This window comes from Enterococcus sp. AAFC-DPL-6103, assembly GCF_058216595.1.
The window spans coordinates 2,327,205-2,341,857 of sequence record NZ_CM177102.1 but is presented as its reverse complement, the minus strand read 5'-3'; the positions used below and the strand labels follow the sequence as shown (position 1 = coordinate 2,341,857).

At 36.6% G+C, this 14,653-nt stretch carries 12 protein-coding genes; 9 read left to right on the top strand and 3 right to left on the bottom strand.

Translation table 11 applies throughout. The annotated features are described in order from the left end of the window. The first annotated feature begins 10 nt into the window (after positions 1-10). Entirely contained in the window at positions 11-3,205 is a 3,195-nt protein-coding gene (locus AC4BC3_RS11120; RefSeq protein ID WP_490466516.1) for a DEAD/DEAH box helicase, read from the top strand. A 103-nt stretch (positions 3,206-3,308) separates the two neighbouring features. Here the strand turns inward: AC4BC3_RS11120 and AC4BC3_RS11115 are convergent, their stop codons facing one another. Continuing rightward, entirely contained in the window at positions 3,309-4,016 is a 708-nt protein-coding gene (locus AC4BC3_RS11115) for an HAD family hydrolase (RefSeq protein WP_206910281.1), read from the bottom strand. Positions 4,017-4,782: 766 nt separating this feature from the next. Between AC4BC3_RS11115 and spxA the strand changes: the two genes are divergently transcribed. The 4 genes from spxA (at position 4,783) to pepF (ending at position 9,180) form a co-directional block, all read left to right on the top strand. Then, on the top strand, positions 4,783-5,181 hold the full coding sequence (spxA, locus tag AC4BC3_RS11110; RefSeq protein ID WP_067483021.1) for a transcriptional regulator SpxA: 399 nt from the start codon (positions 4,783-4,785) through the stop codon (positions 5,179-5,181). A 291-nt stretch (positions 5,182-5,472) separates the two neighbouring features. Next, a complete protein-coding gene (locus AC4BC3_RS11105) occupies positions 5,473-6,129 on the top strand; it encodes an adaptor protein MecA (protein ID WP_490466515.1) in 657 nt (218 codons plus the stop codon). 113 nt (positions 6,130-6,242) lie between these two features. Continuing rightward, positions 6,243-7,259, top strand: coding sequence for a competence protein CoiA (locus tag AC4BC3_RS11100; protein ID WP_490466514.1), 1,017 nt, complete (start codon positions 6,243-6,245; stop codon positions 7,257-7,259). Between the two features lie 109 nt (positions 7,260-7,368). Next, positions 7,369-9,180, top strand: a complete 1,812-nt coding sequence (gene pepF / locus AC4BC3_RS11095; protein WP_206910276.1) for an oligoendopeptidase F — start codon at positions 7,369-7,371, stop codon at positions 9,178-9,180. Positions 9,181-9,385: 205 nt separating this feature from the next. Here the strand turns inward: pepF and AC4BC3_RS11090 are convergent, their stop codons facing one another. Together AC4BC3_RS11090 and AC4BC3_RS11085 are read right to left on the bottom strand one after the other, a co-directional pair. After that, a complete protein-coding gene (locus tag AC4BC3_RS11090; RefSeq protein ID WP_490466513.1) occupies positions 9,386-10,063 on the bottom strand; it encodes a ClpXP adapter SpxH family protein in 678 nt (225 codons plus the stop codon). A gap of 118 nt (positions 10,064-10,181) precedes the next feature. Further along, complete coding sequence (locus AC4BC3_RS11085) at positions 10,182-10,757, bottom strand: CYTH domain-containing protein (protein ID WP_206910272.1); 576 nt, start codon at positions 10,755-10,757, stop codon at positions 10,182-10,184. Positions 10,758-10,890: 133 nt separating this feature from the next. On the opposite strand from AC4BC3_RS11085, the gene yjbM reads away from it, so the two are divergent. The 4 genes from yjbM to mgtE are packed head-to-tail and all read left to right on the top strand — an operon-like array spanning position 10,891 to position 14,651. Continuing rightward, on the top strand, positions 10,891-11,577 hold the full coding sequence (gene yjbM / locus AC4BC3_RS11080; RefSeq protein ID WP_206897666.1) for a GTP diphosphokinase: 687 nt from the start codon (positions 10,891-10,893) through the stop codon (positions 11,575-11,577). Then, positions 11,574-12,371 carry an NAD kinase gene (locus AC4BC3_RS11075; RefSeq protein ID WP_206910270.1) on the top strand — a complete coding sequence of 266 codons (798 nt, stop codon included), beginning with the start codon at positions 11,574-11,576 and terminating at the stop codon, positions 12,369-12,371. The genes yjbM and AC4BC3_RS11075 overlap by 4 nt, the downstream gene beginning before the upstream one ends. 1 nt (position 12,372) lies before the next feature. Next, complete coding sequence (locus tag AC4BC3_RS11070) at positions 12,373-13,272, top strand: RluA family pseudouridine synthase (RefSeq protein WP_206910268.1); 900 nt, start codon at positions 12,373-12,375, stop codon at positions 13,270-13,272. Positions 13,273-13,289: 17 nt separating this feature from the next. Next, the gene (gene mgtE / locus AC4BC3_RS11065; protein ID WP_206910266.1) at positions 13,290-14,651 is read left to right on the top strand and encodes a magnesium transporter; all 1,362 of its coding nucleotides are present in this window, start codon (positions 13,290-13,292) and stop codon (positions 14,649-14,651) included. The last annotated feature ends 2 nt before the right edge of the window (positions 14,652-14,653 follow it).

Genomic DNA, 14,653 nt, shown 5'->3' with positions numbered 1-14,653 from the left:
ATTGATAACGATGAAATGGAGTATTCCGGAAAAAGTGATTGAACGCGGACGCAAATACTTGCAAGAAGGTCGAGTGTTATCGGTTGTTCCTGATCAAGAAAATAACGTATGGCATGCTGAAGTATTAGGTAGCGAATTATACATGATTGATTTAGATGGTACAGCAAAGGAAGTTGATTATTGCCAGTGTCCTTATTGGGAAGAGCATCATTATTGTAAACATACGGTGGCTGTTGAATTATATCTTCGTTCCAAAAATGTTTCTCGAGTAATGAGTAAAGATCAGCAGATGCTTGAACCAGTTCGAACAGTTAGTGAAGGTGATATTTTAAGCAAAGGGTTTGCACGTTTACAGACGAAACAAACAACGCGTGCCATCCAGCCGCTAATTGTTGAGTACCAAGTCGAAGCAATTGAAACCAATCAATACCATCCAGAATTAGCGTTACTAGCAGTTTCTTTGAGAATCGGCTATTTAAAAGCACCTAAGAAAACCTATATTGTCAAAAATATCTATGACTTTTTGCAAGCTTATACAGAAAATGAATCGTACACTGTAAATAAACAATATCAATTTGAATTGGATAGACGCGCGTTTCAAGGAGAAGATCAAACGATTTTGAGCTTATTCGCTGGAACGGCACAAACACAACAACTACTCGGTGTCAGTGGGCTACAAGTCAAAGGAAAATTAGACAAACGATATTTGATGTTACCAGTAGAGCAAGCAAAATATTTATTGGAGCAGATGAACCAAACCGCTCGTTTGCAAGTGATGGTGGATCAACAAACCTATCAAGGAATTGAATTTTCAGAACAAGAAAAGCCACTGCATTTTAAAGTAGTTAAAGAAGATGATGCGTATCTATTACGTGCTGAAAAGACATTTGATTTATTTTTTACCCACTATCAATGGGGAATGATACAAGGAACTTTCTATTCTTTGACGAAACAACAGCAAACGATCTATCTTACTTGGGAACAACTAATGAAGCGTTTTGAAACGCCGCAAGTCAAATTTGAAAAGAAACAGCTTTCTTCACTTTTTAAAGAGTTGCTACCTTTGTTGTCTCAGATTGCAGAGGTTGAAGTAACGGAGGATGTAGAGTCAGAAGTTGTAGACATCCCTGTTGAATTTGTGTTTTTCTTCAGAAAGTCTAAAGGAAAAATTCAAGCACGAATTGATTTCATTTATGAAGATGTCATTTATTCAACTGATAAGAAGCATGAAGTACAATCAGACTCTTCTCGTGAAATTTTACGAGATCAAGCACAAGAACAACGAGTGATTGACTTATTCAAGATGTATCACTATCAAGAAAACGAAACTGGCTATGAGCGTGTGTTGCCTACAGGAGAAGAATTATACGCTTTTTTTAGAACAGAATTAGCTGTTTTTCGTCAATTTGGCGAAGTTCGCATTGGTAAAAAATTACGCGAGCTGTATTTGGATGCACAAAAGCATCAACCACAAATTGAAGTGACTGAAACAGGTTCATGGTTAGATATACGGTTTGATGTGACAGGCATCCAAGAAAAAGAAATCGATCATGTATTACAAAGCTTGTTGCGCAATGATGCGTTCTATACACTGGAAAATGGTCAAGTATTATCCTTTGACTCAGAAGAATTTCAACAAACAAGTGAAGTTTTGCGTCAATTGAGAGAATCGATTCGCTCGGAGTCAGGAACGATCCATGTGCCCAAAAACCAAGGTTTGATTGTTCAAAGCCAATTATCAGGAAGTCGAGCAACCTTTAGTGACTCTTTCAAAAAAATGGTGCAGGATCTGATCCAACCAGAAAACTATGAAGTAACGTTACCTGAAGGATTGCATGCCGAACTACGTGATTATCAAAAGCAAGGATTTCAGTGGCTGAAGATGCTTGGTCATTATCAATTTGGTGGAATTTTGGCGGATGAGATGGGATTAGGGAAGACCCTGCAAACAATTGCTTTTTTACTTTCAGAAAAAGAAGAAAAAAATGAGCTATCTGCACTGATTGTTGCGCCTGCAAGTCTGATTTATAACTGGCAAGCAGAAATCAAAAAATTTGCACCTTCGTTAAGTGTCCAAGTGGTAAATGGAAATAAAAAAGAACGGGAAACACTTCTTAAAAATGATGTTGATATTCGTGTAACCTCTTATGCTAGTTTGCGACAAGACGTTATTGATTATCAAGAGATGCCAATTCAATATTTGGTTTTAGATGAGGCACAAATGGTAAAAAATAGTAGTACGAAAACGGCGCAAGCCTTAAGAGAACTACAAGTTCCACAACGATTTGCGCTGAGTGGAACACCAATTGAAAATAATTTAGAAGAACTCTGGTCATTGTTTGCGACAATCATGCCTGGTTTCTTTCCGAATCGAACAAAGTTCAGGGAACTTTCGACAGAAGAGATTGCACAGATGATTCGCCCGTTTGTTCTGAGAAGAGACAAGCAAACGGTTCTTCAAGATTTGCCAGAAAAAACAGAAATGAATTTATATTCTGCTTTGACGGAAGAACAGAAAACAGTTTATCTTGCTTATTTGCGGCAAATGCGGGAGGAAGTAGCCTCAATGGATGCAGAAGCATTTAAGAAAAATCGAATCGGAATTTTAGCTGGTTTGACACGCTTACGTCAAATTTGTTGTGACCCGCGCTTATTTATTGAGGATTATCAAGGGGGCTCAGGAAAACTAGAACAAGTGAAGGATCTGTTAGTTGCTGCAAAAGAAAACAACCGACGTGTGTTACTCTTCTCGCAATTTACTGGAATGCTAAGTATTCTGGAAGAAGAGCTGGCAGAACTAGGGATGACAACCTTCTACTTACGCGGAAGTACAAAACCACAAGATCGTTTGACAATGGTAGATGCTTTTAATGAAGGAGAACGAGATGTCTTTTTGATCTCATTGAAAGCTGGTGGAACGGGATTAAATCTAACGGGAGCAGACACGGTTATCTTGTATGATTTGTGGTGGAATCCCGCAATTGAAGAACAAGCTGCCGGACGTGCGCACCGAATTGGCCAAAAAAATGTGGTAGAAGTTTGGCGAATGATTGCCGAAGGAACGATTGAAGAACGAATGAACTCTTTACAAAAAGAAAAACGAGAGTTGTTCCAAAAAGTAATTCAAGGAAACGAAGAACAATTAACGAAGCTGACAGAAGACGATATTCGCATGATCTTAAGTGTGGGTGAATTGGAAGAATAGCTTGAAAAAAAGGAATGTTTTTGAAAAAGGTTACCTAATATTATCGCTAAATAGGAAAAAGCTTCCGGACCAAATAATTGTCCAGAAGCTTTTTTGATTTTTGTTAGGCAAATACAGACTCCATTGTTTCAAGTAATTGATCAAACGAACTAATTTCGATATCTGAAACAGGAGTTGTATCAATCGTTCTTCCACGATGATTAAACCAAAGTGAATGCCATTCTGCACGATGTGCGCCCAGAACATCATTGTCATAGTTGTCACCAACATACAGTGTTTCTGCTGGGTTCATTGAAAAGGTTTCGGCTGCTAATTGGAAAATTTCTTTTTCAGGTTTTTGAAACCCAGTTGCTTGAGAAACAATCATATTTTTAGTTGGAATCCATTTAGCTAATTGGAGCTGGTTTAATTTTTTTGATTGGTGATCTGTTGGGCCATTCGTAATAATGCCCATAGGTACGTTTTTTTCTTTTAGAAAGTCGAGTGTTTTGCGAACCTCATCATGTAGACAAATATTGTTTAATTCATCTTCGTATACTTGTTGGAAAAACAAACCATCTTCTTCAGTAATATGTGGATAATCTAAATCTTTTAGCGACTGGCTAATCCGATGTGCCCGCATATATTCTAATGTCCATTCCCCAGCCATCACTTTTGGGAAGTTTTCATCACTATGATGACGGAAACGAATATATAATGGATGCATATCTTCATCTGAAACCAGCGGAACCACTTTATTCACCGCATTTTTAAATGGTTGTTGTTGGTCATACATTGTATCGTCAACATCAAATACAACAGCTTTAATCAAATCTTACACGCCTTTCGATTTTCATTTGTTTTTTCACAAATCCTTCATCATTGTATCAGAAAAAAATCTCGATAAACGTTGATAATAAAGGTTTTTATTACTGTATTTTCTAGTCGTTGTTGTAACAACGTTTTTAAATTTCAGTTTTTTTCACCAAAAATGAGACAAAAAAGAAAAGAACAATCAAAACACTTAATTAGGCTTTTTTGAGATTATATTGTTGTGTGCTTTTGCTTTTAAATCTAAAGAAAAGTTTTAGAAATCGAATTTTGATACAGCATCAAAATTTCGTAGAAAACTTTAAATAACATTATTTTTCTTTTTAATTTAGAATTATTTTAATTGATTGTTTTTTATGTTAATAGTGGCTGTTATTTAGTACAGATGAAATAGGCGTTATGTTAAACATTTTTAGAGAACAGTAAGAAGGTATAATTGATCTTGTGGGAATAAAAAACATATCTACGATAATGTATCCGGTTTCTTTTGGCTTTGACGATTTTAAAGTGGTACAGTTTTTTTAGCTGTTTAATTTTGCAGAAAAATTGGAAAACGATTGGAATTTTCTCATTTTAAAATGTGTATTAAAATGAAAAACCTTGCTTTTACTGTAAATAAACCTTAGATAACATTCATTTTTAAAAAAAAATATAAAAAAAAAGGTAGCTATTTAATTTGCGATTAGGTATAATAGAAACAGATGGAAGATGAAATGAGTCTTCTGTTACAAAAATGTGATGATTTTCACGAAAAGGAGTGGTGCACGTTGTTAACACTATATACTTCCCCAAGTTGTACATCCTGTAGAAAGGCTCGCGCGTGGCTGCAAGAGCATCAAATCCCCTTTGTTGAGCGTAATATTTTCTCTGAACCGTTGAATAGTGCAGAATTAAAAGCTATTTTACAAATGACAGAAGATGGTACAGAAGAAATTATTTCAACACGATCAAAGGTATTTCAAAAGTTGAATATGGATTTAGATGAGCTACCATTGCCAGAGTTACTAGACTTAGTTCAAAAAAATCCTGGATTGCTTCGTCGTCCGATCATGATTGACGATAAACGTTTGCAAGTTGGTTTTAATGAAGATGAAATTCGCCGTTTCTTACCGCGTGATGTTCGTCAATTAGAGTTACGTCAAGCCCAGTTGATGGCTGGTTTATAAAAGAGTATCGAACTTGGAAGACTGTCTGTAGATAGTCTTCCAAGTTTTTTGTTATAATAAAAAACTTGGATGCTATTTTTAGTTCAAGGATCATGATTATTTATTTTTGGTTAGATAAAAAATCATTACACAATTATAAAAAAGAGCATCAGTTGATTGTTTCAGTAGCTGCTTCAATAAAGAAAGATTTTTTAACTTTCTATTGGTAAAGTAAGGTTTTCCTTTACATTTAATTGGTTTTCGCTACAATGAAGCTATATTAACCGTTGTGGCAAAGTGAGGTGTTGCGAAATGGAAATGGAACATATAAATGAAAATACCATCCGCGTGTTGATTGGTCATGAAGATTTAGAAGAACGAGGTGTCTCTTTTTTAGATTTATTGGGCAATCATAAAGAGATTGAGAATTTCTTTTATAGTATTTTAGAAGAAGTCGACATCGAAGAAGAATTTCGTGGAAGCGAAGCTGTGACTTTCCAAGTTTTGCCAAAAGGTGATGGACTAGAATTATTTATTAGTAAGAATTTGCCTGATGAAGAAATGATCCAAGCGCACGATGGTCCGATTGATTCAAATGATGTTAGTGAGTTTTTGCGTCAACAAGTCATTGATGATTACGATGAGACCAAAGATGGGGAAGATGACTCTGTAAAAATGGATGAGAGTCGTGCAATTTTTGTATTTGATGACTTTGAACAAATGATTCAGTTAGCTCAAGATGTACAGTTGGAGTCTGCTTGGACGGATTTATATTTGTTTGAAGGAAAATACTATTTATCAGTACATTTTTGGCTTGAAAATCTTAACCAAGTGGATGTAGAAAATCAAGTTGCGAGAATTCTTGAATTTTCTAAGAAAAGTGACCGCACTGCAGATGCATTAAGCGAACATGGAACATGTTTAATGGAGCGAAATGCGATTGAACGTACTAGATTTTATTTCAACTAAATAGCGATATCGAAAAAGTCATTGTTGATTGTTTATCAACAATGACTTTTTTTTGCAAAAAATTCATTAGAAATCGCGTAACTTCTTTTGACAAATGAAAAAGGGTGAATACGATGTTGTATGCAATCAATCGATGGGGAGAAAGATATCGCGCGGATGATGCTGAAAAACAAGAAAATTATTTTTGTCCAGGTTGTCGTTTACCGGTGATTTTAAAACAAGGGAAGCAAGTTCGGCCGCATTTTGCGCATAAAAAAAGTAATTTATGTCAAATGTTTAGTGAAGCAGAATCAGAGGAGCATATATTCCTGAAAGAAGTCTTTTATCAATGGTTAAAAAAATTCAATGAAGAGGTAGAAATAGAACCTTATTTACCCGAATTAGCTCAAAGACCCGATTTGCTTAGTGAGAATCTTGCGTTTGAGATCCAATGCTCGCCATTAATATATTCACGATTTATTGAACGGACAATGAATTATAAGCGTAAACAGTTCACCGTTTGGTGGATTCTTGGTAGTGGTTTGATTAACAAGAAGCTATTGTCGGAACAAAAATTATCTCAATTGGTGAAAGGAAGTTGCCGCTATGATGAACAACAAAATGTTCATTTTTGGGCAGTGGACAGACAAGTAGGAAAGTTGTATCTCTATTATCGATTAACGCTGTCGATTACTCGGAAAATCAGTTATCAAGTGATGGAATGGCCGTTTTATACTTGCTCTTTAACTGAGATTTTGACAAAGAAGTGGTGTAGCAGGACACAAATGATTGCTAATCGAGCTAAAAAAGGTATTTATCAGGAACTCGATCGGGAATTACGTCGGAAACAAGGTTCTCTGTTAAAAGTGCAAGAGTTTTGTTATATGAGAGGAAAGCATCTTCTTTATCTTTCATCATGGATTTACCAGCAAAGTGAATTTTTCTTTTTCTTTAGTACAAGTGTAGTTGTGTATCGAGTACTTTTTGAGGAAACAGTGCAAGAAAATCGATTGCTTCATTATCTTTTCTGGCGGGAAAAACTTGAAAAAATTGTGTCAGAGTGGTTATTTCCACTGATATCGAAAGAACAAACGTATTGGCGATTTTTTAAAGAGTGTTGTGATTTATGGAAAAAGGAAGAAGATAACTAAAAAGTTGAAAAACTTTTGTTAGAATATTTAGACTAATTTAAGCAAGAAGCTTTTGTCTGAGAAAATTTGTGATAAGATGAAGAAAGATTAAGAAAAAGGAGTCGATTTCATGAGTGAAACAACCCAATTACCGAATCGTGAAGAATTATCCGAAAAATTAACTTGGGATTTGACGAAAATTTTTGCAAATGATCAAGAATTTGACGAAAAATATCAAGAACTATCTGAAGAACTGACGCAAGCAGAAACATATAAAGGAACATTGGCTAACGGCGCCACCGCATTTTTGAATGCGCTTGAGTTTGTTTTAGATGTTTATCGTAAAATTGAAGTATTGTATGTTTACGCTCATTTGAAGAATGACCAAGACACTGCAAATACGACATATCAAGCTTTGCATTCTCGTGCTGGCAGCTTAATGGCAAAAGTAGGGGAATCTGTTTCATGGTTAGAACCAGAAGTTCTACAATTGTCCGATGAAACGATTTGGAGTTACTTTGAAGAAGAACCAAAATTAGAAATTTATCGCCATTTCGTTCAACAAATGGTTGATAATCGCGCACATGTCTTATCCGCTGATCAGGAAGCACTTTTAGCTGGGGCTGGCGAGATTTTTGGCGCATCAAGTAGTACGTTTTCAGTGTTGAACAATGCTGATTTAGTTTTTCCAACAATCACAGGGGAAAATGGTGAAAAAATCCAACTTTCTCATGGGGTCTATGGTCAATTGTTAGAAAGTACAGACCGTTCTGTACGCGAAGCGGCATTTAAGGGATTATATGAAGTGTATGAACAATTTAAAAATACTTTTGCTTCGACTTTAAGTGCGCATATCAAGGGATACAATTTTAAAGCGAAAGCACGTCATTATGGTTCTGCTCGTGAAGCTTCTTTAAGCAATAATCACGTTCCCGAAAGTGTGTATGATACATTGGTTGAAGTAGTGAATAAGCACTTGCCATTGTTACATCGTTATATGGAGTTACGTAAACGTTTATTAAATGTGGAAGAACTACACATGTATGATTTGTATACGCCGGTATTGGGTGAAGCGCCAATCAAGTTCTCTTATGAAGATGCAAGAGCAAAAGCCTTGGAAGCTTTACAGCCAATGGGTGAAGAGTACATGGCAGTTGTTGAAGAAGCATTTGCTGATCGTTGGATCGATGTTGTTGAAAACAAAGGGAAACGTAGTGGGGCGTATTCTTCAGGAAGCTATGATACAAAGCCATATATTTTGTTGAATTGGCATGATACATTAGATCAATTATTTACCTTAGTTCACGAAATGGGTCATAGCGTGCATAGTTTCTTTACTCGTTCAAACCAACCGTATGTTTATGGGGATTATTCAATTTTCTTGGCGGAGATTGCTTCGACGACGAATGAGAATATTTTGACTGAGTATTTATTGGAAACAGAAACAGATCCTCGTGTGCGTGCATACGTATTAAATCATTATTTAGACGGTTTTAAGGGAACAATTTTCCGTCAAACACAATTTGCTGAATTTGAACATTTTATGTATGTTGAAGATGCAAAAGGTGTGCCGTTAACGAGTGAATATTTAAGTGAAAGCTATGGCAAATTAAATACAAAATATTACGGACCAGCAGTGGAAGAAGATCCAGAAATCAAATATGAATGGTCACGTATTCCGCATTTCTACTACAATTATTATGTTTTCCAATATGCAACAGGATTTTCTGCAGCCTCTGCATTAGCGAAGAAGATTTGGACGAAAGAACCAAATGCATTGGATAATTACCTAGCTTATTTAAAAGCAGGTAACAGTGATTATCCAGTGGAAGTAATGAAAAAAGCGGGTGTTGATATGACGCAAGCAGCTTATATTGAAGATGCAATGGCCATGTTTGAAAAACGTTTGGACGAATTAGAAGCGTTGATCGGTGAGTTATAAAAAGCAAGAAAGAAAAGAAGGTTTCTGCTGAGAAAACGAATCTTTCATGTGGGGATACAGGAGACGAGTTGTCTTCTTGTTGTCCACCTAAAAAAAAGAGTCTCGACTTTTGTCGAGGCTCTTTTTTTAATGAAAGAAAAGCCTCCAAGACAGAGTATTCAAGCAGTCTTGGAGGTCAAATAGATCATATTTATTTTGAATAAAATTAATTTGAAAGTAAGGATAAGTGGCTTGCGCCAGTTGTAAACTTTGAACCAGTTGTATGTAATTGCTGACCAGTAAAAATTTGGTAGGATTCATCAGTTACTTTACAAAGTTCTTGAATACGGTGAACAGTATTTGTGCCTTCGACTAAAACGCCGAAATCACAATCATATGCGTAATTATAAACAACAGCGGAAGGATGCTTAGTAATTCCCATCTCTCGAGCGATTTTCTGGTCAGAGAAAAAAGCTTCCTTTACAAATTCAGATTGACGGTCTTCTTTGAACATTGCTAGATCTCCACCAATAGACGCAAAAAGTTCCTCAGATAAAGCTTGTGAATAAGGAATATCATTACAGCCTACAGCTTCTTGCAATTTAATCAAAAACTGACGTCCTTTTTTCTTTCCTTGAAACTGTGCAGCTTTACAATCAAGTGATGCAGAGTAGATTGTTGAAAATAAATTGTTACGTTCTTCTAAATTTTGACGATCAATACCTCGTATTTGCATGACATCCCCAATTGTCTGCAAGTTAACTAAAGGTAAAAAACGAAATTGAACTTTTTTGTTTTTTAGATTTGTCGTCCCATATTCTTCTTCGATGAACTGTAACAGCTGCCGTTCCATATTAAAACAGTATTTCCCCAAAGGGTTCACGAAAAGATAAATTTCGATCATACGAATCTCCCCCAAAAATAGATTCTATATAATTAGTGAATTCTTTCATCCACAGACTATAACTTAACAGAAAAAGCACAAAAAATGAACTCATGCGCCTTGTGAAAATGAAAGAAATCTAATTTTTTGCTTCGATCATTCGATAGATTTTATTTTTTGCTGGACGATAAGGAAGATGGAACGAATCTAGAAACTGCAAAAAATCAGCACTGGTTGTGTTTGTATCTTGCACTTCGAGCTCTAATTCATAGTCATGTAAATTCTCTGCCCAACTTTGGTCAATGGCTAAGAGACCTTCCTTTATGTGAAATTCTGCACGTTCAGTCGTTAGCTCTCCAGTTTTGATTAGTTGAGAGGAGTGAATTCCAAGCTCAATTAATTTTTCAAAGACGTGACCTGTGACTGGTAGCACATTTGATTGGAGAATGTCATCAGCACACGCTCGAGTTAGTGTATCAGTTGTTTCTAATAGACCCGATGCAACCGGAGTTTTTAGTGTGTATTCTGCCAGTTCTTCATATCTTCTAATGCGTAGTCCACAATTTTTTGCTTTTAATTGAAAATCAGGTGTATCAAAATAGCTATTTATTTGAGTTTTAAAATCGTTCGCTGTCAATTGATAATGAGCAATCAATTGTTGATATTCTGTTTGAGAAAGCATTGTTTTAAATTCGATTTCTAAATTTTCTGCCATGTTATTCGCTCCTTTTTTCTTTATTTTGCCTAAATTTTCTTTTCTGGTCAATGAAAGGGTGAACGATTACGGAAACTATTGGTTATATGGTAAAATAGGCAATGAATGTCAGTGCAAAGTAGAGGTATGAGTTATGGAACGAGATTGGGAAACATTTTTAGCACCATATGAACAAACTGTATCAGAATTGAAAGTTAAGTTACGCGGGATTCGTAAACAATTTCGTGAACAAAATCAACATGTGCCGATTGAATTTGTAACTGGTCGTGTGAAACCAGTCGATAGCATTGTAACAAAATCTCAGTTACGACATATTCCAATGGGACGGCTAGAAGAAGAAATGTCTGATATTGCGGGATTACGTATTATGTGCCAGTTTGTCGAAGATATTCACCAAGTTGTAGAGGTGATTCGTAACCGTAAAGACATGAAGGTAATTCAAGAAAGAGACTACATTACGAACAAAAAAGCGAGCGGGTATCGTTCCTATCATTTAGTAATCGAGTATCCTGTTCAACTGATTAACGGTGAAAAAAAAATCTTGGCTGAAATCCAAATTCGAACATTAGCGATGAATTTTTGGGCGACAATCGAACATTCGCTAAATTATAAATATCAAGGTGTTTTTCCAGAAGAAATGAGCGAGCGATTACAACGCGCCGCAGAAGCCGCGTATCAATTAGATGAAGAAATGTCTAATATTCGTGAAGAAATCCAAGAAGCACAGCGCCTATTTTCTCATGGTCGAGGAAAATCAGATGATGTTTATTATCGAACGTTGCTAGATAAAGAAGATGAGAAGCAAGGAGGCAACGAATGAAAGTAGCCATTGTTCATAATAATGAAGCAAAAACATTAGAAGTTACCGAACGGTTGGTTGCTCTTTTAACGAAAGCTGGTATCAAAATCAATGAAAAAAATCCGGAACTGGTAATTTCAGTTGGAGGGGACGGAACGTTACTTTCGGCTTTTCATCGGTTTAATCATCGGTTAAATGAAGTTCGCTTTTTAGGTGTGCATACTGGACATCTTGGTTTTTATACAGACTGGCGCGATTACGAACTAGAAGAGTTAGTGGATAGCTTGCTGACAACGCGTGAACAAAGTGTTAGTTACCCTTTACTAGATGTGCGGATCAGTTACACCAATAATCAACCGGACAAACATTTTTTTGCATTGAATGAATCGACAATCAAACGAGCGAACCGGACAATGGTTGCGGACGTGTATATCAAAGATGAATTGTTTGAAAGTTTTCGAGGTGATGGCTTGGCTATTTCAACGCCGACCGGTTCCACTGCGTACAATAAAAGTATTGGAGGGGCAGTGATTCATCCAAGTATCAATGCTTTTCAATTAGCAGAAATAGCCTCTTTAAATAATCGTGTCTTTCGGACGTTAGGTTCGCCCATCGTTATTGGGCAAGATGAGTGGGTTGAAATCAAATTAGAAAATACAGAAGATTATTTGGTGACAGTCGATCAATTAGACGTGGCAAAAGGACACATTCATTCAATTTATTACCGAATTGCGAAAGAACGCATCCATTTTGCTTCTTATCGACATATGCATTTTTGGCATCGTGTGAAGGATGCCTTTATTGGTGAGGGATAGTATGCAGTTTACATGGATATACCAAAAGGAACATCCGCAACAAGTAAAATATTTCTTGAAAGAACAGGGAATTTCTAAAGGTTTATTAGCAAAAATAAAATTTCAAGGTGGCGAGATCAAAGTCAACGACCAAGTCGAAAATGTCTTGTTTTCTCTGACGGACAATGATAAGGTAACCATTGTGATTCCTGCTGAGGGAGAGCATGAAACAGTTCTTTTAGATGAGACGCCAATCGATATTGTTTTTGAAGATGAACATGTTTTAGTCGTCAATAAACCAGCAGGTGTTTCTTCGATTCCGGCACAATACCATCCCAATGGTACGATGGCGAATCGAGTCAAAGCGTATTACAAAAAACAAGGGTATGAAAATCAAGTGATACATGTAGTAACCAGATTGGATCGAGATACATCTGGACTGATGCTATTTGCCAAACACGGTTTTGCTCACGCAAAGTTGGATACACAACTTCGAGAAAAGAAATTTACGAAAAAATATCAAGCGTTAGTTAGCGGGAAAATCGATGAACTGCAAAAACATGGAAGTATTGAATTGCCGATTGCGAGGGATTATACTTCGTTACTGAAACGAACGATTTCTCCAGAAGGTCGAGCAGCGGAAACAGAGTATTGGCTGGACCAAGCTTTTTTAGATGCAGCATTGGTTGATATCCAGCTTCATACAGGACGTACGCATCAAATTAGAGTCCATTTTGCTGCAATAGGTTGTCCTTTGTTAGGTGATGATATGTATGAAGGACGTATGGATTTGGGCATCCAAAGGCAGGCGCTCCATTGTTATGATTTACGATTTTATCATCCGTTTACTCAAGAATTATTGGAATTTAAGCAGCCATTAGCAGAAGATATGGCTGCAGTGATCAAATGTTTTAAAGATTAAGGTGAGGTGAGATTGGTTTGGACGAAAATCAAGAATTAGAGGAAAGATTTGCCCAGTTGGCTCAGGATTTGAAGAAAAATAATATTCAAGAATTTAGAAATGATTTCTTGGAGATGCACATTTATGAGCAGGGGCAGTTCTACCAGTCACTCCCTGAAGATGATCGTCAATTGATCTATACGTATCTTTCGCCGAAAGAATTAGCTGATATGTTCGATGTGATTGAAGAAGATAATGAACATATGAAGGAATATTTGGCGGAAATGCGACCAAGCTATGCTGCGGATATGTTAGCAGAAATGTATACCGATAACGCAGTCGATTTGTTAAACACATTAGATAAAAGACAAACAGCTAAATATTTAAGCTTGATGTCCACTGAAGATGCTAGTGAAATCAAAGAATTGTTACACTATGAAGATGAGACAGCCGGTGCCATCATGACAACGGAGTTTGTTTCGATCGTTGCCAATCAAACTGTTCGTTCAGCGATGTATGTGTTGAAAAATGAGGCGGATGTAGCTGAAACGATTTATTACATTTATGTGGTCAATCAAGAAGGAAAACTAGTTGGTGTTATTTCTTTGCGTGATTTGATTGTCAATGATGACGATACGATGATCGCTGACTTGATGAGTGAGCGAATCATCTCAGTGCATGTGGGTGATGACCAAGAAGATGTGGCGCAAACATTCCGAGACTATGACTTTCTAGCATTGCCAGTTACTGATTACGATGATCACTTGTTAGGGATCGTAACGGTTGATGACATTATTGATGTTATTGATGATGAAGCAGCAAGTGATTACTCTGGTTTGGCCGGGGTCAATGTAGAAGAAGTCAATGAAAATCCGATCAAGGCTGCATCCAGGCGACTACCGTGGTTGATTACGCTATTATTTTTAGGTATGTCAACAGCGTCATTGATTAGTCATTATGAAGACCTCGTGAGTGAAGCAAGTATTTTGGCGGTGTTTATTTCACTAATTACAGGGACAGCTGGGAATGCGGGGACGCAGTCATTGGCGGTTGCTGTGCGACGACTAGCCATCTCCGATGAAAAGGAAAATAGTTTTACACGATTGATTCTAGCAGAAGTTTTCACAGGTTTAGTTACTGGAGCAGTGACAGGTCTGACTATTTTCTTGATCGTTGGTTTTTGGAAGAATAATTTTATTCTAGGATTTGTTATTGGAATGGCAATGTTGTTTGCAATTACAGTTGCTAATCTAGCAGGAAGTTTGATTCCAATGTTGATGGATCGTTTGGGGTTTGATCCGGCAGTTGCGAGTGGGCCATTTATTACCACTTTAAGTGATCTGACAAGTGTATTGATTTATTTTAATATTGCTTCTTTATTTATGGGGTATTTTATGTAAGG